This is a genomic window from Pseudoalteromonas piratica (assembly GCF_000788395.1).
GTDB classification, from domain to species: Bacteria; Pseudomonadota; Gammaproteobacteria; order Enterobacterales; family Alteromonadaceae; genus Pseudoalteromonas; species Pseudoalteromonas piratica.
Genome location: NZ_CP009888.1, coordinates 267958 through 287950, shown reverse-complemented (window position 1 = coordinate 287950; position 19993 = coordinate 267958). Strand labels below are relative to the sequence as shown.

Here is a 19993-nt window from a genome sequence, read left to right as displayed (position 1 = left end):
TCCTATTAAGTCATTGAGGTTTGCTATTTTTTATAAAATCCACGTTTAACTTAAGGTTAGTTGTGGTAAATAGCAAGTTTTTCTCACGATGGCGTCTTATTATAGAGAGTTCGCAGAATATAGCAGCAAAATACTGGTCTAATCAGCAGGCGCTGATTAGACCAAGGTAGTTAGAATTTATTAGAAAGGTTTGTTAAGTGGGCTGAAAACTCATCAGCGCTCTGGAAGCCGGTTACGCGCTCATCCGGTAATTCCTTACCTTGGCGGTCAAAGAATAAGATGGTCGGCAGACCGAATACTTCAAAGCGTTCCATAAAGGCGATAGTGGTATCGTTTGACTCGGTTAAATCAGCTTGAATCAACACATAGTCTTTAAACGCTGTTTGCACATTTTCATCCGGAAAGGTGTATTTTTCAAACTCTTTACAAGCAACGCACCAATCAGCGTATAAATCAAACATGACTAACTTTCCTTGCTCACTGGCTTTGGCTACTTCAACTTCTAGTTCATCAACATTTGCGACATGAATAAATTGGCCATGCACATCCAAACTGGCAGTTGTGTTAGCTGTGCTGTTTGTTCTTGGCCAAATTTGGTTGCTAATTGATGTGAGTGCACTAAACACCATGATAAAAGAAACCAACCATAACGCTGTTTTACCTTTATTGTTGTTTGTTAGTGTATGCCAATAATAAAGATAAGCGCCTGTTACAAGTAATAGCACTGAACCAATCGCCACTATAATATGCCAAGGTACGATACGCTCTAGTAAAATTAGCGGTACCATTAACATAATAAAGCCGAATAAGGTTTTTACTTGCTCCATCCAAGCGCCTGCTTTTGGTAATAACTTACCACCCGAAGTGCCTAATAATAACAGTGGTAAACCCATACCTAGGCTCAATACATATAATGTAACTCCCCCAATAAAATAGTCGCCACTTTGTGCAACATATAATAATGCGGCAGATAATGGCGCTGTTGTGCATGGCGAGGCGATAAGCCCTGATAATACCCCCATCATAAATACACCAAAGTAGTTGCCTGATTTTTGGTTATTAGATAGTTGGGTTAAACGTGTCATCCAGCTTTCTGGTAGTTTAAATTCATACAGGCCAAACATAGAGAGGGCTAAAACAACAAATAAAATACTAAAACTGATAAGTACGGCAGGGTGTTGAATATAGCCTTGAACTTGTCCGCCGAGTGATGCGACAACCAAACCAAGTAACGCATAGGTGATTGCCATACCTTGGACATACACAAAAGATAAGGTAAACGCGCGTTTAGTTGATAACCCTTGTTGTCCTGCAATTAAACTTGAAAGAATAGGGAACATTGGGAATACACATGGTGTAAAGGCGAGTGTTAAACCCAGTACAAAAAAGATGGCTAAATTAGTAAGCAAGCTTTGCTGATTTAATTTGTCAGTAAGTGATAACTCATCGTCTGGCTCACTTGCAGTTGTCACAGCTTTTTCCGAAACGCTGTCGTCACTCGTTTTATTACTTGAATTACTTTGAAAAGCCGTTAACGGAATTTCTACGATGACAGGTTGGTAGCATAGCCCCGCTTCAGCACAGCCTTGGTAGCGCACTTTTACATAAGCGCCATCAACAACATTATCTAGCTTAGAAACGGTAGTAAGTTCATTAAAATATACTTGCGTTTTGCCAAAGTACTCATCTTCGTGATCTGTACCTCTTGGCAATTTAGGCAATGTTAAATCAGCGCCTTTGGCGACGAACTCCAGCTTTTCTTTATACAAATAATAGCCATCGGCAATATCCCAGCCAATAAACAAGGTTGACCCTTGTTGGTCAAAATCAATTTTAAATGCTTCATCGACCTTTAAAAACTGTGGTTCATTGGTTTTTATAAGATCGTTAAAGGTGGTATTGGCATTTGCTGGTTGGCCTAAAAAGGCAAAAAGAGTGTTGAGTAGCAACACACAGCCAAAAGTTATAAAGCGCATTACGCGAGTACCTCATCTATCCAACTAAAATATTCTTCATTGCCATCAGTGATGTTAATCACTTGAATTTCTGGCACATCATACGGGTGGATCTGTTTTAATGTGTCGATTAATACGTGGGTTTTAGCCGCTTGGGTTTTTATAAACAGTTTAATTTCCGTATCCCGTGCCATTTTACCTTGCCACATATAAAAAGATTCAATGTGCGGTAAGACATTTACACAGGCAGCAAGTTTCTTCTCTAATAGTGTTTTTGCAATGATATGTGCATCTTCTTTATGTGCACACGTTGTTAACACTAATTGATAATTTGCCATACTGAACCTTCAGAAAACATCTAAGTCTCACATTTTATACATGAATAATCATGAATGATCATTAAAACAGGGTGATTAGGCGATGGTACTAAAGGAGAAATTTTGTCCCACACCACGCCTAAGCTTGAATTAAGACCAGATAACCCCAATATAGATTTCATCTCTTTTTAAGGAAGCGCTATGTTTAAAGCCTTATTTTTTCTTTTTATTGTTATCCCGATTGTTGAAATAGCCCTACTTATTCAGGTAAGCGAAGTGATTGGAGGGTGGAGCACCATTGCTTTGGTTATTATCACCGCTTTTGTGGGTGCTAAGTTGGTTAAACAACAAGGCACTGATGCACTTAGAAATGTACAAGTACAAATGGCGCAAGGGCAAATGCCAGCAGAAGAACTCTTTGCCGGATTATGTGTGATTATTGCTGGTGTGCTGCTTTTAACCCCCGGAATTATGACCGACGTCATCGGCTTTTTGTTATTAACACCAGTTGTGCGCAAGCGCCTTGCGGCGAACTTAATGTCGCAAGCGAAAGTAAAAATGACCAATCCGCAGCAAGGGGGAGGTTTTTATTACTCATCATACACGCATACTCAAACACCTGAGCGCGACCAATTTAGCGAGACCCATATCCATTCAAATAAGCCATCTAATACATTAGAGGGTGAGTTTGAACGAAAAGACTAAAAAATTTGCAATCAACCCCTTGGGATCTATTTTTTAATCCCCATAAATTGCATAACTAACTTTTTTGGCCATTAGGCCTTATTTCTGAGATAGAAAATTAAATCAGGAGAAAAAACCATAATGAACATTCGTCCATTACATGATCGCGTTATCGTAAAGCGTCTTGAAGAAGAAACTAAATCAGCAGGCGGTATCGTACTTACAGGTTCGGCTGCCGAAAAATCTTCACGTGGTGAAGTTGTTGCAGCGGGCAATGGCCGCGTGTTAGAGAACGGCGAAGTGCGTGCACTAGAAGTTAAGGCTGGTGACACAGTTCTTTTCGGCTCTTACGTAGAAAAAACTGAAAAAATCGACGGTCAAGAATACTTGATCATGCGTGAAGACAATATCCTAGGTATTGTTGGTTAATTTTTCGTTTCTAAATTATCGGTTTTAACAGAATTTTAAGGAATTAAATCATGGCAGCAAAAGACGTACGTTTTGCAGGTGATGCTCGCGCTAAAATGCTTGCGGGTGTAAATGTATTAGCAGATGCAGTTAAAGTTACTTTAGGTCCAAAAGGCCGTAATGTTGTTTTAGACAAGTCATTCGGCTCTCCAGTAATCACTAAAGATGGTGTATCAGTTGCAAAAGAAATCGAACTTGAAGACAAGTTTGAAAACATGGGTGCACAAATGGTTAAAGAAGTTGCATCTAAAGCAAATGATGCAGCGGGTGACGGTACAACGACAGCAACAGTACTTGCACAATCAATCGTAAATGAAGGTCTTAAGTCAGTAGCTGCGGGTATGAACCCAATGGATCTTAAGCGCGGTATTGATAAAGCAGTTGCAGCAGCGGTAGAAGAGCTTAAAGCGCTATCTGTTCCGTGTGCAGATACTAAAGCAATCGCACAAGTAGGTACTATTTCAGCTAACTCAGACACTGAAATCGGCGACATCATTGCAAATGCAATGGAGCGCGTAGGTCGTGAATCGGGTGTTATCACTGTTGAAGACGGTCAAGCACTTGAAAACGAACTAGACGTTGTTGAAGGTATGCAGTTTGACCGTGGTTACCTATCACCATATTTCATCAACAACGCTGAGAAAGGTGTAGTTGAACTAGATAACCCATTTATCCTTCTTGTAGATAAAAAAGTATCTAATATTCGTGAGCTTCTACCAACGCTTGAAGGTGTAGCAAAAGCGAGCAAGCCGCTACTTATTATTGCTGAAGACCTTGAAGGTGAAGCACTAGCAACACTCGTTGTTAACAACATGCGTGGTATCGTGAAAGTTGCAGCGGTTAAAGCTCCAGGTTTTGGCGACCGTCGTAAAGCAATGTTACAAGACATCGCTATTCTAACAGGCGGTACAGTAATTTCTGAAGAAGTGGGTCTTGACCTAGAAAAAGCGCAGCTTGAAGATTTAGGCTCAGCGAAGCGCGTTGTTATCACTAAAGATGACACTACAATTATCGATGGTGTTGGTGAGCAAGGTGCAATCGACGCACGTGTTAATCAAATTAAAGCACAAATCGAAGAAGCAACGTCGGACTACGACAAAGAAAAGCTACAAGAGCGCCAAGCTAAACTAGCTGGTGGTGTTGCTGTTATCAAAGTAGGTGCTGCGACTGAAGTTGAAATGAAAGAGAAGAAAGACCGCGTAGAAGATGCATTACATGCAACTCGCGCTGCGGTTGAAGAAGGCGTTGTACCTGGTGGTGGTGTTGCACTAGTACGTGTTGCTAGCAAAATCGAAAGCCTAACAGGTGACAACGAAGACCAAAACCACGGTATTAAAGTTGCTCTACGTGCAATGGAAGCACCACTTCGTCAAATCGTTTCTAACGCAGGTGATGAAGCATCAGTAGTTGTAAATGCGGTTAAAGCAGGTGAAGGTAACTACGGTTATAACGCTGCAACTGGCGAATACAGCGATATGCTAGAAATGGGTATTCTTGACCCAACAAAAGTAACGCGTTCAGCATTACAATTCGCAGCATCAATTGCTGGTCTTATGATCACTACAGAAGCTATGGTTGCTGAAATCCCTCAAGATACACCTGCTGCACCAGATATGGGTGGTATGGGTGGCATGGGTGGCATGGGCGGCATGATGTAATCTGCCCATTACCATTTCATTCGGTATCAAAAAAGCCCGTAGAGCACTGTTCTACGGGCTTTTTGTTTGAGTTTTTATTTCGCTGTATTTTTTTTTGAACAAAGGAAATCTATTACCACTGCATTTCAAAGCTATCAATACAGTGGTTTCGGCCCTCTTTTGGCGATGAATGTGATTAACGCTGTGGTACCTGGGTCCAAGTAAGAGTTTATAAAAAATGAATTTTTCGTAAAATTAGCGATCACTAATGGTAGGTGGAAAGATGATAAAAGAGGCCTTCCGTTAGGAAATGGAGGTTCAGTGGGGACGTATCGCGATATGTTAAATTAAGCTTGTTAATGTAAATGGCATGGCGAACAGATCCTTTCTTCAGATTATATAGCTAAAGCCATCAGTGCAATTACTCCTGCGAATGAAGATTTGCAAGGACCAGAAAACTATTTCTATGGCTATTTATGGTATACAACTAACCTAACTTCGGCTGATAAAGTTACAACGTTAAAGCCGCCTGAGGAGGAGGTGAAAATAGTATTTCGTGATTGATGAGCTTAATGTGGCGATGGCAGTTACGAGTTATAATTTAGTAGATGAAACAATGCTGACGCTAATTTTAAAAGTCATCTTGCCAGCCTCTCTAAGTAACTAAAAAATTTTGTCTGTTTACCCTAATTCTGTAAACGGCCGCTTTCAGATAAGTTTCAACTGGCTCCCTCTTAATTTAAGTTAACCTTTTAGGCTCAAATTAGTATTTACTAAATGGTACTCTTTCAGAATATGAATACGGGTGTTTAGAGTTAACAGTATCGGTACTTTTTCTGAGTGTGGAAAGTCATTCATTAAGCTTAAAACTGCATTTGCTTCTTCGTTAAAGCCGAGATCCGTTGCCAAATTAGCCCAGCTTCTAATTTGCTCTACGGTGTCATCTGAAATTGAACTGATCCCCGACTCGAATAAAGCAGAGATTATTTCGTTTGCGGTTTCGAAAAACAGGTTTAAATTATTGTTCATGCGTAACCCTTCGCAATCGGTTTTAATGAATTGAGTTCCCATGCGAGTAAGGGCGATAAGGTGAGTTGTTGCTCGCTATTAAAAAACCAATAGCCATAGACTAAGCGAATCATGTTTGTACTATTTATATGTCTTACAAATTGATCCGCTTGTGATGTGGTCACTATTTCAATGTTTATTTTATTGTCATCAACGTCGTAACAGATGCCTTGCCAGGTCTGCTTAAAACGATTAAAAATGAGCGGTTCTATAGTGCGAATTGCGATTAATTGTTGTGTTTTCTGTGCAAACGGATTTTGTTTAAGTTGTTCTGCGTACCCCGACAGTATTTGCTGTTTGGTTTTAGCAAGTGTGTAAAAGTCAGCCCAATATTGCGATGATGGTGTTAATACTGTGGTCCCAGTTTGACTTGAAACACGACCATCTGGGCTTACCCAGCCTTTACTGATACGAAACTTTGTCGCAACCAAAGAAGGTAAATCGTAGTCGCCTAATTTAGCTTGCTTAAGTGCTTCTATCGTGTCCCAATTTGGGTCGGTTGAACGACTGCGGCTTTGTGAAAAGCTTAAAAAACGACCTAGGGTTGGGCAATACATATGTAAGGTAAATCCTCGGTGTCCAGTAAGTGAGCGCCAACATTCAATGCCGAAAGAAAACACATCAATATCTTGAACAATGGCGTAGCGCTTGCGATGCTCACCAGTTAATAATGGCAGAGGCAAATCAACAGAAGGTGGCGATAATGCCGAAATAATCGCCCATATCTCGGCAAGTTTATCACTAAACAAAGAGGGGGAGCTTTGTGACATACGCTCAACGTCTTGCTTAAGGTTAACGCAGAGTATGCTGAGTAGCTTAGCAAGTCGAGGTAAATCAGCTTGCGTTAGCTCTGTCACGAGTGCTTGGCCTTGTTCCAATGAGAATTGCGTGGTGCCAACGCGACCATGTAGCAGTAATGATTGTAGCCATTGAGACAGGGCGTTAATGCATTGTGTCGCATAGTCTGATAATGCTAAGGATTGACTGAATACGCTCTGTTTACTGGACTCAGGTAAGGCGTGTAGTACGGCAACAGCGCGGTGCGCGCAGCGCTCTTTTTTACAGGAACAGCTTGAAATTGCGACGCCGCCAGTTTTCGGAATAAAAACTGTAATTACCTGTTCCAAATATATCTCGGTGAGTAAACCGTTTGACTTCACATGTTGGTAAACGGTTACACCTTGCTGTAACCATAATGCTGCTTTTTTGATATTGGTTTGCCCGAGTAGCTTGGCTCTTTGCTTGGCACAGGAAATTTGCCAACTAGGTGATGGGGCAACTGTCCTCATTGCTTTGTCACTAATTTCGGTTTTTGGTTCGGTTGTTGGTTCCGTTATTTGCGATTCAACAGATGCTCGATTAGCAACTTTTTTTTGCAAACCAAGTAGAAAGCAAGTTAAGTGAAAGCAGGGGCCTGCCGCCGCGCAGTTGCACTTAGCAAACTCAAAGCCAATGCCATCTATGGTCTGTTGATAATTATTAATATTGGCACTTGCGGCATGTATGGTGAGTTGCCAATCACTGATTGACTCTTTTTCGAGTTGCTTTTTACCGCGTCTCACTAGACCTTTATTGGCCCAGCCTGTCAGGTATTGTTCATTAATATCAGCCAACCAAGAGATTAATTCCACTAAATATTCTCCGCAAGCCAACCAGCAAGTTGATCAGGTGTCATTGCGCCGATCGGCATGCCTGAGCTCGTCAGCATGTCGACAATATTTTCGTCAAAGTAGGGAATGCATTCGTTATCGAGCGCTGTAATCCCGATGAGGGTCACTTGTTCTTCAATCAACTTGCTTATTTGGTATTTTAAATTAGCTATCGAGCCATATTCTTCAAAGTCACTGACGATGATCACGCTACTGCGCTGTGGCTGCATGATACGAGCCGCTGTAAATTCAACGGCATTGGCAATATCGGTGCCACCACCGAGTTGGCAGGACAAAAGCGTATCGACTGGATTACTTGCAACCTCACTCATATCTACCACTTCTGTATCAAAAAAATACAATTGAGTGCGTAAACTTGGCACTTGGCAAAAAATAGACGCCATAACTGCGGATTGAATAATTGAACGCGCCATCGAGCCACTTTGATCGACCAGAATATAGAGATACCAAGGTAACTGTTGTTCACTGCGTTTATAAAAGGCAAGTTGTTGCAGGATTAAGCTGTCATACTCTGGTTGATAATTCTTTAAATTGCGGCGAATACTCGTTGCCCAATCGAGATTATTAAGTTGAGCGCGCCCACCGTGTTGTGAGCGAAGGCGTTTCGGCGCAAAGTGAGATTGGATTTCTTGTGAAAACCGCTCGGCAATTTGATTGGCAACGTGATTTATAATCTGTTTAACCTGTGCTGTTAATTCTGGTGATAAATGGTTTTTAAATGTGAGTAGCGTTTCAACCAAGTCAATATTAGGTGTCGCTTTTGATAGTACCTCAGGGTCGTTAATCAACTGAGTAAGTTGGTAACGATCAATGGCTTGTTTTTGTAGCTCATTGACCACAGTTTTGGGGAATATCCGTCTAACTTGTTTTAACCAACTCGCTGCGGTGAGTGATTCTCGCTGAGTATTTGCTTGTCGCTCAATATTATCTTGTGCAGTGGCACGTTGGCGTGTTTCATATTCTCTGCGATAAAGAAAATCAAGCGCTTCGTCGCGCGCCATATCCGGGTCGGATAAATCGCTTTTGGACAAAGGGTTACCTTGTTGGCCCGAGCTTAGGTTGTTGGCATCTGGGCCGAGTATTAATCGCCATCGGCGCGCAGCTTCATTCATTGTTGTTAAATCCTAGTTGCCATGCATCAAAAGCAATAGACACGTCTTGTTTTAATTGCCGGGCATAAGTTAACTCTGTTGTACTAACGCTATTGCTTGGGCTTTCAATAATAGGTGCGTGCTTATTGTTAACGGTGTTTGCCAGTTGCTTTATTTCTCTTGGTGTCAATTCACAAAATGCATGTCGTAAATAAGGTAATCCGACAATAAATTCATCTTCGCTCCACGACATAAACAGTTTCTCTAATAAAGAAATGAGTTGCGATGATTGTATTAATTGCGCGCGTGCGATTGATAAAAAGCCTGCAACAAATAACCCTGGTTGTGCTAATTCAAGATTGATATTGGCAAAGCACGCGCTAAATTTTGCACTCGTGGTGTTCGTATCATAGGTTTTATTAAGGGTTAAAATGCCGGTGGCTAGTCCTGCTATTTTGCTTATATGTAATTGCTCGGATAGGCTATCGAGTGTATCGCAAAATAATTTTTCTTGTTCTGTATTCAATGTATTTTGCTGTGACAAGCTATTGATGGTTTTTAGTGCCTCCATTAAGCTATCGATAAGCTCCTCTGGTAACATAAATGACCATGAAAGTTTGTTTAATAGGCGTTCGATATTGACATATAACAGGTTTTTTATCGAATTTTCGTGATTCGGAGATAGCAAGCGATAGCAGCGATAGGCACGATTGAGGAACCGTAAACTAGTGCATAGTTCAGCGATATTATGAGTGTTGTTGAGCCAGCTTTCCACTCGTTCAATAATTGGCGTTATCGTTTGGTGTAGGCCCATACATAGCGCGCTTATCAGTAAGTTCACATGGCCGTCGCGATTAAGACCGTGTAACTGATGCTGTACCGCACTGAACGCAGCATCATGTAAGCTATCGCCGTAATGGCAACATTCAATCAAATTTGCGTGGGTATCAGGTGACCACTTGATATGCCATATTTCTCGCACGCGATATAAATCGTGGCCGCTGACAAATTGAGGGCCTGCAATAAATTGACCATAAGGAATGTTTAAAAAGCGCAGCTTGTGTAGCAATTGCGAAATTTCTCTATGGCGCTCGCTTTTATAAATATCCAGCGTTTTTTCAATTTGCGCGCCAGTTATGGGAAGTTTGTAGTGTTGACACTGTGCTTTAAAATCCGACACCAGTGGCGCAATCGGTAAATTACTGGGGATTGACCCCTTCTTATTACCCGAAAACAATTCGACGAGTTGCTGCTCAAATACGCTTTCAGGGTTTTCCTTAGGTTCTTTAATTAAGCAAGAAACGATGGCATCTTTTACTTCAACTCTACCAACGTGTTGACCACGTAGTGCTGCAAGGCGATTTGCCATCGCAACAGCCTCAATTGCGTCGGCGGTACTGACCGTCGAACGCTTTTGAAATTGATTCACAGCTTGTGCCATCATCTGCGTTAACGTTGCTTGCTGAGCTGATTGAGCGTGACTTTTTTGGCTCGCAATTTGCCAAAACTTTTGATAATAACCGACGTTCGGCATGCCAGCTTGATATAAGTTAAGTTGGTCAAGACGATTAAGCGAATAGGAGATAAGGTGTGCGTGAGAGTTGTTATTTACAGAGTTCGTTTCGCTTATAATGTCTTCTGGGTTTAATAGTAACTGGTTTATGCCACTGCAATGAAAGCCGCCACACACCACTAAGCAGCGTTTACCTTGTTCGAGATAAGAGTTGATCTTCGCCGCCATAAACTGTTCACGCGCAATGCATTGACTCGTCACTGTCGCGCTATTGCGAACTAATATACACAGCATATGGAGCTGCATAAAATAGCTTTGCCAATTTGGCTCTATATAAGCGCTTTCAAAGTAACGGTCCCACCACTGGTTAAAGTCACGGCACTCACTTTGTTGTACTAGGCGTTCCATTGCGTCTGCGGTTGCAAGCGATGCGTCGTGTTGCATGCTTGTTTCTTTATCCAGTTGATTTTGTCTATCGCAGAAATGCAGTTGTTGTGCATAGGGTAAATCAATAAACTGAGCTGCAATACCGAGTTGTCGTGCCATTTTTAGTGCTTGCCACTCCGGCGAAAAATCGACGAAGGGGGCGTAGCAGCGATGGCGTAAGCTAGGTTGTTCAAGTCTTTGCGAAGCGCTATGTTCACTATAAATGTACAATGCTATTGGTGGTTTTGTCTGTTCATCAACTAAGGCATTTATTAAATGATTCGCTTCCGAAGGGCCTTCTATGAGCAGTACATCGGGGCGAAAGTCGGCAATCGCGTGTTTGAGCTGCATCGCACACTGTGGGCTATGGTGACGGATCGGCACAAAGAGCAAGTTTTCGTTTCGATATAGATTTTCTAATATCGCTTTTTGCTCTTTGGGTAGCGGCGGTAACTCCATAGTTTAGCCGATAAAATCTTGCCATAAAGGTAGGTCATTACGTTTTCGCTTTATGGCATTTTTATAATCGTCAAACCGTTTGATATCGTCATTGTTGTCTTTGCAGACAGCGCCAATTAAATAATTGGCTATGTATTTAGGGCGGATTGTTTGTTCGCCAAAGTAATGGCTCTCAAGTGCTGCACTATAAAGTACACTAATCGCTTCAGCAGTTGATAATACATTTGTCAGCGGCGAAATTGACAAGCCTTCAACATGACCCGTTCGCATATCTGTTATCGCAGTCGCAAGCAATTGGCAAATATCATCGCTGGCGCTAATTTCAATTTCAGCCGATGCCAGTTGCTGGTTGGCCTGAGTTGCGATTAGCTTCGCTTGTTGTTGAATATTTTTAAGCGGTTGCATGGTTTCAAAATTGAAGCGACGCTTTAAAGCCGAAGACATTTCATTAATACCACGGTCATTTAAGTTGGCTGTCGCGATTAAATTAAAGCCTTTTTGTGATAATAAAAACTTGTCTTCATCTTGTTTTAATTCGGGAATTTGTAAAATGCGGTCAGATAAAATAGGGATCAAGTTATCTTGAATCTCGGTAGGGCACCGGGTTATTTCTTCAAATCGCATTATGCGACCATGTTTCATCGCGCGATATAAAGGCCCTGGGACCAATGAATCTAAAACGGGGCCTTCTTTTAACAGTAATGCATAGTTCCAGCTATAACGAATATTCTCTTCAACTATGCCAGCACTGCCTTGAATCGTATCAGTACTATTGCCACTAATTGCCGCAGCAAGAAGTTCCGACAGCAGTGATTTAGCAGTACCTGGTTCGCCAACGAGCAACAATCCGCGTTGGCCTGCTAAGGTAACAATGGCCCGCTCAACTAGGGCGTCATTACCATGAATTTTTTTAGCGATAGATCGATTACCAATTGCTTTATTTGAACCCAAAATAAAGGTTTTGACCGCTTGTGGGCTGAGTTTCCAACCTTGAGGTTTTTTATAGGTGTCATTTTCTGCGAGGTGGTTAAGTTCATCTGCATATTGAACTTCGGCGGGCAGCCGCTGTGCACTGTGCATACAATCCTTTGGCTAACTAACAGTAATATAAAGAATTATGCGCATAATTAATTTGTAGACACAAGTTTAATTTTTAACTTTTTGGCTTGTAATAGGGAACAAATGCGAGGTAATGTTGAGGCTCAATTCTAAGTGATTATAAAAATAAGGATATTTTGTGGATCATCAACAAAATTTAAGTGCCATTTCCGAATTGTATCAACACGTAGGCATTTCATTTACTGAAGACGAAACCATCGCTCTTGAAAAGCATCTAGCAAACGGTGGCGGCAGCTATTTAGTGAATGAAAAAGGCTCTGAGCTTGCTTCTATAGCGCATGATATAAAGAGTACATTACAACAAAAAGTGCGGGATTTAATAAGTCAAATTGACCACCTAAATAGCTCTTATGTATTGCTACTTTCAGGCTTTTTTGAGCATATTGATTGGTATCAATTAGAGGCCCCGACTAGTGCTAAGTTACATGATGTAAAATGCTATTACCGAGATGATATTGATATCGTAAAAATTGAATCTTACTTACTGTCATTGACAGATCGTGACGAATTCTTACAAAAGCTGTATTACATAACGATTGGCTATTCACATTCAAGGTGGATTAATCGAAAGTCTATTCCGCCAAAACAATCAAATATAGAGAAAGTAGATTTATTGCATTTAAACCTAATTGAGAAACGACGTGATTTTTACTTCGTTGGAGAAAGGGATGTCGCTCGTGTTAGTTGGAGCAAATTGACTGATGTTGTGAAGGAGATACATTCTGTTCCTTTACTGTCTAAATTGTTATCTGCCCCTTCGTTTAGTCTTGCTATACATGTACTAGAACGTTTAGAAAGGGTTATGAGAGATACGCACTATCATGATTATGAAATTGCAAAACCTGCGATTCATAATGTTGCGGACGAGAATATGGCACGTTTTGTTAAGATGCGTTTCAAATTTAATGATGTTGAACTCACCCAAAAGATGGTTGATTACGGTTCAGATAAAAGTATTGAAATTGCACTTAATAATTGTGAGCGCTGGCCTGAAGATGAGTATAAACAAATAATTAAAGCGTGTTTAACGGCTAACCCATCCCAAGTAGTTAAAATCTGTAAAGAAGAAGGCTTATTCGCCTGTTTAGGTAAGTCGTATATTGATTTTTTATGGCAAGATAAAAGTTTGCATGAACCCTTGATGGAATGTGCACTTTACCTTGAAACTGAGAGTGAACATTACCGATATTATGACGACGATGAAGAGGGTAAGTTTGGGGAAGAAGACGCCAGTGGTCTCGGGCGCGTTATTTTGAAAATGATAACTGAATACCCTGAAAAGCTCGCTCAAGTGAAACCGGGAGGGCTGGTTTATATCATCGTTAAGCTTGCTAATTTAAGCCAATTTAAGGCGATCCTTCCTTATATATTACCAGCTATAAATAAATCTACGCGGGCGCAAAAAAGTATTGCGAAACGCTTGGCACGTGAAGATATTAGCGAGCTAGTGGCGCTTGGTTGGATCGATGCCAAGTTAAAAGGACACCGACAAGCTGCGTTTTATACACTTAAATATATGGCAACTCCAGATACAGTTCCTTATTTGAAGTTGTTACTTCAGAATAAAAAAATTAGTCAAACCGAAGTTGCTGCGGTTAAAGCGTTACTTGGTGAGCTTGGTGAAATCGACGAAGATACACAAGTCGAACTAGCAGATACAAGTAAATATAAAGTGAAAAAGCCTGAACTGATTGCTGAACTTGTTACTGACGAGTTTCAGTTGCTGTTTGGTGAAGGCAGGGAAAGTGATTTAGCGTGGTTAATTGATAAATCGTCAAGCTTTAAAAAACCACCACTTGCCCAATATTTGATTGATATGGTGCACAGTGTAACACCGGTAAATCGTGCGAAAATTGCACATTATTTAATAAATACTTGGGATTGTCGTCAGGAATATGATGATGAGTTACTTAGCGCAAAAAGAAAAAACTACGACTTTATAACTGTGCTTGTTGGTTATTTTGCCGATGATTCACTCGTACCAGAATTTGAGAAGCAAATTAATAAATGGAAAAAGATTAATTATCATAGTTCGATTCGTATAATCCGTGCACTTGGTACGATTAATACCACTTATTCGCTTGCGGCACTTCATGAGATAAGTACCAAGTCAAGCTATAGCGATGCACTAGCAAATGCCGCAATTGATATTCTGGCTGAAACAGCCAAGCTGCGTGGTATTGGTTATCGAGATTTAACGGATCTTTTGGTGCCCGACTTTGGCTTAACAAAGCAGGGGATCACGTTACCCGTTGGTGATAAAGACTATGTTGTTACACTCAACGGTGATTTTACGTTACGCGTAACTAATTCGCTCACCAATAGGGTAACAAAAAGCTTACCAAAAGCAGGTAGCAATGAAGACCCTGAACTGCGCGCCAGTGCTGAGCAAACATTTAAAACGCTGCGCACAAATATAAAGAAAGTTGCTAAAAAACAGGCGCCGCGTATGGTAAGTGCCTTTTATGCTGCACGTTGCTGGACGAAAGATTATTGGCAGCAGCTTTTTATTGACCATTCGTTAATGAATATTCTTGCACAGGCATTTGTATGGCAAGATGCTGACAGCTTAAAAAGTTTTAGAATAAGTGAAGATGGCTCGTTAATTGACTATGAGGATGAGGTTGTCGTTTTAGCTGATGAGTCTCAGATCCGCCTATTCCATCCAGTATTTGCAGATACAACTGAAATAGAGCAATGGCAAGCGCATCTCGATGATTATGAATTGTCGCCGTTGATTGAACAGTTTGATCGCGTAAATAGCTTGCCTGAACTTGCTGAAATTGAAAGTGATTTTGCACACAACAGTATTGATGTTTCAGTGGGTGATGTGAATTCAATTGCTAAAAAATGGAATATGCCAATCAACCAAGAGGGCAGCTATTACTCTGATTTTTCGTATACATCGGCACTTTTAAACCACGTATTAGAGTTCGGCTTCGACAGTTATCGACCAGGGGATTACTTTGATGACATCATTACAGTGACCGAAATTCGAATTTGGAATCGTGAAACATACAAAAACGATATTGCCAATGCGCCTAAACCGCTAATTGCTATGGCGTATGAGATTAAAAAAGCGTTGCAAGAAAAGTCGAAAGTGAGTGAAGAAGTAACAGCTTAGTAAAGTAACGAATAACAAAATTGATATATTGGCAGCTTGTGAATAATTGTTTGGTAAATAAATGAGCTGCTTTTTTGTATTTCTTTCTTTTTTGTTAAGCGTATATTAAGAGACTAGGACACATAATAATTACAAACATATATAGCGAGTAACAACTTTGATGCTTGCTTGGTTAGCTAGGAGAACAGCCATGAAATTTACAAAAGTAGTATTAATCGGCGCCATAATGATTTCACCTATTTCAGCTTTTGCAGGTGAAGCAAATGTCACTTATGGTAAGTTTAACGACTTTACTGATGTAAGGCCTTCAAATGAAGCGCGTGGAGGTTATCATAAGCGAGTTGAAAAGCAATTCACTAAGCACTTTCAAAAACTAGCAGAACAGTTACCTGAAGGGTACAAGCTAGGCATTAAAGTAAATGATATCGATTTAGCTGGTGATGTGCGTTTTGGTGGTGCTAATGAACTGCGTATCGTAAAACCGATTTATTTCCCAAAAATTAAGTTTAGCTATGCATTAACGGATGCTAACGGCAAAATTGTAGATAAAGGCGATGCGGATTTAAAAGATATGAGCTTTATGGATAAAATCCGTCGCGGTCGAGAAGAAGAGTTTATGCATGATAAGCGTATTATCACTGACTGGTTTGAAAACGAGTTACTACCAAAAGTAAATAATTACTAAGTAAATAGCAGCGCTACAATAGCGCTGCTATTTCTTTATACAGCTTATCGGCTTGCGATTCACTTAAATTACCAGCCGCTTTTGATTGGCCAATGGTACTGGTGACACGAATAACATCAGTTTGAATTTGTTTGATCTCTTGCTCTGTTGAGAGCTGAGATTGCAGTTGTTTCTCTCTTGCTAGTTTTGAAATATTAACCACATCTTGACTAAACCCTGTTAGTCCAATGTCAGGGTCGGCATTGTTACTATTTGGGTTTAAATTTGATGTTGTCGAAACGGCAATTTCACTTCCTGCTGTAACAGGTGATACGGCAGACATAACAACCTCAAGAAAAACATTACTGCTTAAATTATAGGCTAGTTACTTAAAGCTGGCTAATAACTGATGTAAGTGTTGCATTTTTACTACCACACTTTTTAGTAAAGTCTGATCGACGCTTTCTTGATTAGAGAGGGCCTCTACTTCACTTGCAACTTCAAGCACGTAAGGTTTAAAGCGCTTAGCTTCAATAGCAAAACCACTTTCCTTATTAAATAGAGTAGAAAACTTACCCTTTCCTTGTTGTTGAAGAGCATCTAATTTGCCATCCGCATCAATAGCTTGGCGATATAATACTTTTAGATTGTTGTTAAGTTCAGAAATAACCGAATTCATGATAAAAAATTACTAAAGTCTAACTATACTTGGCCGATATAGTAGCACAGTTTAATTTACAGGTGAGGTCATGATGAATATATCAGGTGCGAGTTTGCCGACGATGAATAGCAGTGAGAGTGCTGAAGTACTTAGCGCATCACTTGCAAAGCGTCAGCAACAGGCAGACGGTAAAGCTGCAATTGCATTAATCGAAGCTGCTACACAAACTATGCAGTCGCTGCCAAGCCCAAGTAAGCCAACTGCAAGCTTAGGTAATAATATTGATGTGTATGTGTAGTAATTAACACATATTTGGCGTTTATTATTAAACTAAGATTTATTTTCTAAGCTCCCGAAGTAAAGCCCCAGTGTTCTATGGGGGTTTACTTTTTTCCAACCGAATGAACCGTTATAAGCAGCCCCTAAGATTGAAGATACATACCTAAATCAATCGGTGTTTTACTCTTTTCCCCCCCAATTTCACGAACCAGCTTTGGTACCAAAAAACCAGGCAGCTCAGCTAATAACTGCTGGTGAAGGCTAACGGCTTCATCGTCTGATACTGCGAAGTGGTGGGCGCCCTGCACTTTATCGAGTAAATGTAGGTAATAAGGCAACACATCAGACTCAAATAATTTTTCGGATAATGCTACTTGCGCAGACATTGAGTCGTTAATTCCTTTCAATAAAACAGCTTGATTAAGTAATGTGTACCCTGCATGTTTTACTGCTTTTAGTTTGGCCTTTAACTCTTGGTCAATCTCATTGCCATGGTTGATATGGGTAACCAAAATAAGTTTTAACCGAGTCAGCTTAGGTAATGCCAAAAAAGCTTCGGTGATCCGTGTAGGGATTACCACAGGTAGTCTTGAGTGAATACGCAAACGTGTCACATGATTAATTGCTTCAAGCTTTTCAATAAACCACAAAAGCGCCTCATCGTTGGCCATTAAAGGATCACCACCACTTAGAATTACCTCATTAATTTCAGAGTGTTTGGCAATGTATTCAAGTGCTGTTAGCAGGCCTTGCTTATTTTGGTGATTATCTTGGTATGGGAAGTGTCGGCGGAAACAGTAGCGGCAATTGATGGCGCAGCCACCCCTAAAAATAAGTAGTACACGTGATTTATATTTGTGCAATAACCCTGGAGTGCTATTATTCTGCTCTTCAAGTGGGTCATTGGTATACCCAGGGTGAGTTTCAAACTCTTGGGCTAATGGTAAAACTTGACGAAGTAGTGGATCGCTTAGGTTTCCTATTTCCATACGAGAAATAAAAGGAAGCGGAACGCGCATCGCAAATAGTTTACGTGCGGCAATATCTTCACTGAGATTTTTTGAGTCAATTTCCAGTAACTTAAGCAAAGTTTTTGGATCAGAAACGGCATTTGCTAATTCTTTTTGCCAGTTAGTCTGCAAATTTGCTTCAATTCTTTGTATCATTAGCCGATCAGTTATGTAAAAAATTATTCGATAGAGGAAACGATGGCGAATTATAGCACCAATGAGTTCAAGGGCGGTCTAAAATTTATGTTAGATGGCGAACCTTGTTCAATTCTTGAAAATGAAGTTGTAAAACCAGGTAAAGGCCAAGCATTTAACCGTGTTAAAGTGCGTAAATTAATCTCTGGCAAAGTATTAGAAAAAACCTTTAAATCAGGCGAAAGTGTAGAAGCGGCTGACGTAATGGATATCGAATTAGATTACCTTTACGCAGATGGTGAGTTCTGGCACTTTATGAACAACGAAACGTTTGAGCAAGTTGCAGCTGACGAAAAAGCGGTAGGTGAAAGCGTTAAGTGGTTGGTAGAAAACAACACATGTACCATTACACTGTGGAACGGTAACCCAATTTCTGTAACACCACCAAACTTTGTAGAACTTGAGATCACAGACACAGATCCTGGTCTTAAAGGTGATACTGCAGGTACGGGTGGTAAACCTGCTACATTAACAACAGGTGCAGTTGTGCGTGTTCCTTTATTCGTTCAAATTGGTGAAGTAGTAAAAGTAGATACACGTTCAGGCGAATACGTTGGTCGTGCACAAAAATAATTTTGATTAAGTGTTTAATCAGAAAAATCCCGGCAAACGCTGGGATTTTTTATTTGAGTTAGATTTTAGAGTGGAATAGCGAGATGAGTATTAACTGGCAGCCGAGTGCATCGATTGAAAACTTGAAAGCACGCGCAACTGTGCTTAAAACCATTCGGGACTTTTTTTATGCCCGCGATGTGATGGAGGTTGAAACCCCCAGTCTTTCACAAGCAAGTGTAACCGATATTCATTTAGCAAGTTTTAGTACCCAGTTTGTGGGGCCAGGTTTTGCGAAGGGATTACCACTTTATTTACAAACATCACCTGAATTCGCGATGAAGCGTCTTCTCGCTGCAGGCTCTGGTGCAATTTTCCAGCTTGCTAAGGCATTTCGAAATGAAGAGGCTGGTCGTCATCACAACCCTGAATTTACTATGTTGGAATGGTATCGCCCGGGATTTAATGCTGCGCAATTAATGGATGAAATTGATGCGTTAATGATTGAAGTCGTGGGTTCTGAAAAAGCCGAACGTATTTCCTATCAGCAAGCATTTATAACGCATTTACAGTGTGACCCTTTAACAGCATCTATCGAAGATTTAACGCAACTTGCCAAGCAGCAGGGTTTTGACCATATTGCTGATCAAGAAAACGATAAAGACACTTTGTTACAGCTGCTATTTTGCATGTGTATTGAACCCCAAATTGGTCAACAAAAGCCTTGTTTTGTTTACCACTTTCCAGCCTCTCAAGCAGCACTTGCGAAACTAAACGATGATGATAACCGTGTGGCGGAACGCTTTGAGTTGTACTTTAAGGGAATGGAGCTAGCAAATGGGTTTGATGAACTTACCGAGGTGGGTGAGCAGCGTCAACGCTTTGTTGATGACAATAAAAAACGCAAAGCGCTAGGTATCGAGGAAGTGAATGTTGATGAGCGTTTTCTCGCGGCCCTTGCGCATGGTTTACCACAATGCTCTGGCGTGGCTTTAGGCGTCGATAGATTACTGATGTTAGCGCTTAATGCGAAGCGCATTGCCGATGTTATTGCATTTGATGTAGAGAGGGCTTAACCCTCTCTTTGTTAACAGCCTATCA

Annotated in this window: 18 protein-coding genes; 8 read left to right on the top strand and 10 right to left on the bottom strand. The window is 40.7% G+C overall.

Annotated elements, in window-relative coordinates:
• Window positions 1-170: 170 nt before the first annotated feature.
• Both OM33_RS01205 and cutA read right to left on the bottom strand, forming a co-directional pair.
• Complete coding sequence (locus OM33_RS01205) at window positions 171-1976, bottom strand: protein-disulfide reductase DsbD (protein WP_038637672.1); 1806 nt, start codon at window positions 1974-1976, stop codon at window positions 171-173.
• A complete protein-coding gene (gene cutA / locus OM33_RS01200; protein WP_038637669.1) occupies window positions 1976-2293 on the bottom strand; it encodes a divalent-cation tolerance protein CutA in 318 nt (105 codons plus the stop codon). Before cutA ends, OM33_RS01205 begins: the two co-directional genes overlap by 1 nt.
• 180 nt (window positions 2294-2473) lie before the next feature.
• Between cutA and OM33_RS01195 the strand changes: the two genes are divergently transcribed.
• The 3 genes from OM33_RS01195 (at window position 2474) to groL (ending at window position 5082) form a co-directional block, all read left to right on the top strand.
• Window positions 2474-2977, top strand: a complete 504-nt coding sequence (locus OM33_RS01195) for an FxsA family protein (protein ID WP_038637666.1) — start codon at window positions 2474-2476, stop codon at window positions 2975-2977.
• Between the two features lie 120 nt (window positions 2978-3097).
• Entirely contained in the window at window positions 3098-3385 is a 288-nt protein-coding gene (locus tag OM33_RS01190; protein ID WP_010562115.1) for a co-chaperone GroES, read from the top strand.
• A gap of 50 nt (window positions 3386-3435) precedes the next feature.
• A complete protein-coding gene (gene groL / locus OM33_RS01185) occupies window positions 3436-5082 on the top strand; it encodes a chaperonin GroEL (protein WP_038637663.1) in 1647 nt (548 codons plus the stop codon).
• Window positions 5083-5805: 723 nt separating this feature from the next.
• Here groL and OM33_RS01180 read toward each other — a convergent pair.
• Genes OM33_RS01180 through OM33_RS01160 form a run of 5 tightly spaced genes read right to left on the bottom strand, consistent with a single transcriptional unit; the run spans window position 5806 to window position 12368 of the window.
• On the bottom strand, window positions 5806-6090 hold the full coding sequence (locus tag OM33_RS01180) for a hypothetical protein (protein WP_038637660.1): 285 nt from the start codon (window positions 6088-6090) through the stop codon (window positions 5806-5808).
• Window positions 6087-7760, bottom strand: a complete 1674-nt coding sequence (locus OM33_RS01175; RefSeq protein WP_038637658.1) for a hypothetical protein — start codon at window positions 7758-7760, stop codon at window positions 6087-6089. The genes OM33_RS01180 and OM33_RS01175 overlap by 4 nt, the downstream gene beginning before the upstream one ends.
• Window positions 7760-8911 (bottom strand): VWA domain-containing protein, encoded by a 1152-nt coding sequence (locus tag OM33_RS01170; RefSeq protein ID WP_052140848.1) that lies wholly within the window; start codon window positions 8909-8911, stop codon window positions 7760-7762. Before OM33_RS01170 ends, OM33_RS01175 begins: the two co-directional genes overlap by 1 nt.
• On the bottom strand, window positions 8904-11288 hold the full coding sequence (locus OM33_RS01165) for a DUF5682 family protein (protein ID WP_038637656.1): 2385 nt from the start codon (window positions 11286-11288) through the stop codon (window positions 8904-8906). The genes OM33_RS01170 and OM33_RS01165 overlap by 8 nt, the downstream gene beginning before the upstream one ends.
• Window positions 11289-11291: 3 nt before the next feature.
• On the bottom strand, window positions 11292-12368 hold the full coding sequence (locus OM33_RS01160; protein ID WP_038637652.1) for an ATP-binding protein: 1077 nt from the start codon (window positions 12366-12368) through the stop codon (window positions 11292-11294).
• Between the two features lie 157 nt (window positions 12369-12525).
• Between OM33_RS01160 and OM33_RS01155 the strand changes: the two genes are divergently transcribed.
• Together OM33_RS01155 and OM33_RS01150 are read left to right on the top strand one after the other, a co-directional pair.
• Complete coding sequence (locus OM33_RS01155) at window positions 12526-15531, top strand: DUF4132 domain-containing protein (RefSeq protein WP_038637649.1); 3006 nt, start codon at window positions 12526-12528, stop codon at window positions 15529-15531.
• 190 nt (window positions 15532-15721) lie between these two features.
• Window positions 15722-16216: a DUF3016 domain-containing protein gene (locus OM33_RS01150; protein WP_038637646.1), complete on the top strand. Its 495-nt coding sequence runs from the start codon at window positions 15722-15724 to the stop codon at window positions 16214-16216.
• A gap of 13 nt (window positions 16217-16229) precedes the next feature.
• Here OM33_RS01150 and OM33_RS01145 read toward each other — a convergent pair whose 3' ends face one another.
• Both OM33_RS01145 and OM33_RS01140 read right to left on the bottom strand, forming a co-directional pair.
• Window positions 16230-16538: a hypothetical protein gene (locus OM33_RS01145; protein WP_038637643.1), complete on the bottom strand. Its 309-nt coding sequence runs from the start codon at window positions 16536-16538 to the stop codon at window positions 16230-16232.
• Between the two features lie 42 nt (window positions 16539-16580).
• Window positions 16581-16874, bottom strand: coding sequence for a hypothetical protein (locus tag OM33_RS01140; protein WP_038637640.1), 294 nt, complete (start codon window positions 16872-16874; stop codon window positions 16581-16583).
• Window positions 16875-16947: 73 nt separating this feature from the next.
• On the opposite strand from OM33_RS01140, the gene OM33_RS01135 reads away from it, so the two are divergent.
• A complete protein-coding gene (locus OM33_RS01135) occupies window positions 16948-17154 on the top strand; it encodes a hypothetical protein (RefSeq protein WP_038642861.1) in 207 nt (68 codons plus the stop codon).
• A gap of 124 nt (window positions 17155-17278) precedes the next feature.
• Here the strand turns inward: OM33_RS01135 and epmB are convergent, their stop codons facing one another.
• The gene (epmB, locus tag OM33_RS01130) at window positions 17279-18301 is read right to left on the bottom strand and encodes an EF-P beta-lysylation protein EpmB (RefSeq protein ID WP_038637638.1); all 1023 of its coding nucleotides are present in this window, start codon (window positions 18299-18301) and stop codon (window positions 17279-17281) included.
• A 42-nt stretch (window positions 18302-18343) separates the two neighbouring features.
• Here epmB and efp point away from each other — a divergent pair, with 42 nt between their 5' ends.
• Together efp and epmA are read left to right on the top strand one after the other, a co-directional pair.
• A complete protein-coding gene (efp, locus tag OM33_RS01125) occupies window positions 18344-18913 on the top strand; it encodes an elongation factor P (RefSeq protein ID WP_038637634.1) in 570 nt (189 codons plus the stop codon).
• An 83-nt stretch (window positions 18914-18996) separates the two neighbouring features.
• Window positions 18997-19968 (top strand): elongation factor P--(R)-beta-lysine ligase, encoded by a 972-nt coding sequence (epmA, locus tag OM33_RS01120; RefSeq protein ID WP_038637631.1) that lies wholly within the window; start codon window positions 18997-18999, stop codon window positions 19966-19968.
• Window positions 19969-19993 lie beyond the last annotated feature (25 nt).

Coding starts and splice junctions, on each gene's coding strand:
- OM33_RS01145 (WP_038637643.1), bottom strand. CDS start 16,538: ATGTCTGCCGTATCACCTGTTACAGCAGGAAGTGAAATTGCCGTTTCG.
- OM33_RS01165 (WP_038637656.1), bottom strand. CDS start 11,288: ATGGAGTTACCGCCGCTACCCAAAGAGCAAAAAGCGATATTAGAAAAT.
- epmB (WP_038637638.1), bottom strand. CDS start 18,301: ATGATACAAAGAATTGAAGCAAATTTGCAGACTAACTGGCAAAAAGAA.
- efp (WP_038637634.1), top strand. CDS start 18,344: ATGGCGAATTATAGCACCAATGAGTTCAAGGGCGGTCTAAAATTTATG.
- OM33_RS01150 (WP_038637646.1), top strand. CDS start 15,722: ATGAAATTTACAAAAGTAGTATTAATCGGCGCCATAATGATTTCACCT.
- OM33_RS01180 (WP_038637660.1), bottom strand. CDS start 6,090: ATGAACAATAATTTAAACCTGTTTTTCGAAACCGCAAACGAAATAATC.
- OM33_RS01170 (WP_052140848.1), bottom strand. CDS start 8,911: ATGAATGAAGCTGCGCGCCGATGGCGATTAATACTCGGCCCAGATGCC.
- cutA (WP_038637669.1), bottom strand. CDS start 2,293: ATGGCAAATTATCAATTAGTGTTAACAACGTGTGCACATAAAGAAGAT.
- groL (WP_038637663.1), top strand. CDS start 3,436: ATGGCAGCAAAAGACGTACGTTTTGCAGGTGATGCTCGCGCTAAAATG.
- OM33_RS01135 (WP_038642861.1), top strand. CDS start 16,948: ATGAATATATCAGGTGCGAGTTTGCCGACGATGAATAGCAGTGAGAGT.
- OM33_RS01140 (WP_038637640.1), bottom strand. CDS start 16,874: ATGAATTCGGTTATTTCTGAACTTAACAACAATCTAAAAGTATTATAT.
- OM33_RS01160 (WP_038637652.1), bottom strand. CDS start 12,368: ATGCACAGTGCACAGCGGCTGCCCGCCGAAGTTCAATATGCAGATGAA.
- OM33_RS01190 (WP_010562115.1), top strand. CDS start 3,098: ATGAACATTCGTCCATTACATGATCGCGTTATCGTAAAGCGTCTTGAA.
- epmA (WP_038637631.1), top strand. CDS start 18,997: ATGAGTATTAACTGGCAGCCGAGTGCATCGATTGAAAACTTGAAAGCA.
- OM33_RS01205 (WP_038637672.1), bottom strand. CDS start 1,976: ATGCGCTTTATAACTTTTGGCTGTGTGTTGCTACTCAACACTCTTTTT.
- OM33_RS01195 (WP_038637666.1), top strand. CDS start 2,474: ATGTTTAAAGCCTTATTTTTTCTTTTTATTGTTATCCCGATTGTTGAA.